This window comes from Corallococcus praedator (assembly GCF_003612125.1).
GTDB lineage: Bacteria > Myxococcota > Myxococcia > Myxococcales > Myxococcaceae > Corallococcus > Corallococcus praedator.
This window is the reverse complement of the sequence record NZ_RAWI01001287.1, coordinates 1-407: the sequence shown is the minus strand read 5'-3', so window position 1 is coordinate 407 and position 407 is coordinate 1. Positions and strand designations below refer to the sequence as shown.

Annotated in this window: 1 protein-coding gene; it reads right to left on the bottom strand. The window is 69.8% G+C overall.

The window, feature by feature from the left end; genetic code table 11:
- Positions 1-407, bottom strand: a 407-nt coding sequence (locus D7Y13_RS44105) for an ATP-dependent DNA ligase (RefSeq protein WP_439329273.1), incomplete at both ends; no start/stop codon positions are given.

Genomic DNA, 407 nt, shown 5'->3' with positions numbered 1-407 from the left:
CACCATCGAGATGGATGCAGTCGAAGAAATACGGCGACAACAGCAGGTCGCCCGCCGCGGATCCGAACCGACTCATCGTCTCCTGGAACGGGCGCGGCCGGCCGGAGTCCTCGAGCGCGAGCGTCTCACCGTCGAGCACGACCGAGCGACACGGCAGCGCACGGACCAGCTCCACCAGTTCGGGGACGGCGGAGGTGATGTCACGCAGCGTGCGGGTGACGATGAGGACCTCGTCGCCGTCGCGATGCACCTGGATGCGGGCGCCGTCGAGCTTGTGTTCGACGACGACGTCGGGCCCGAGTGCGGCGTGCGCCGCGTCCATGGACTCGCCGGGTGAGGCGAGCATCGGTCGCACCGGCCGGCCCACGGTGAGGGTGAATCGTGCCAGTTCCTCGGCGCCCCCGGAC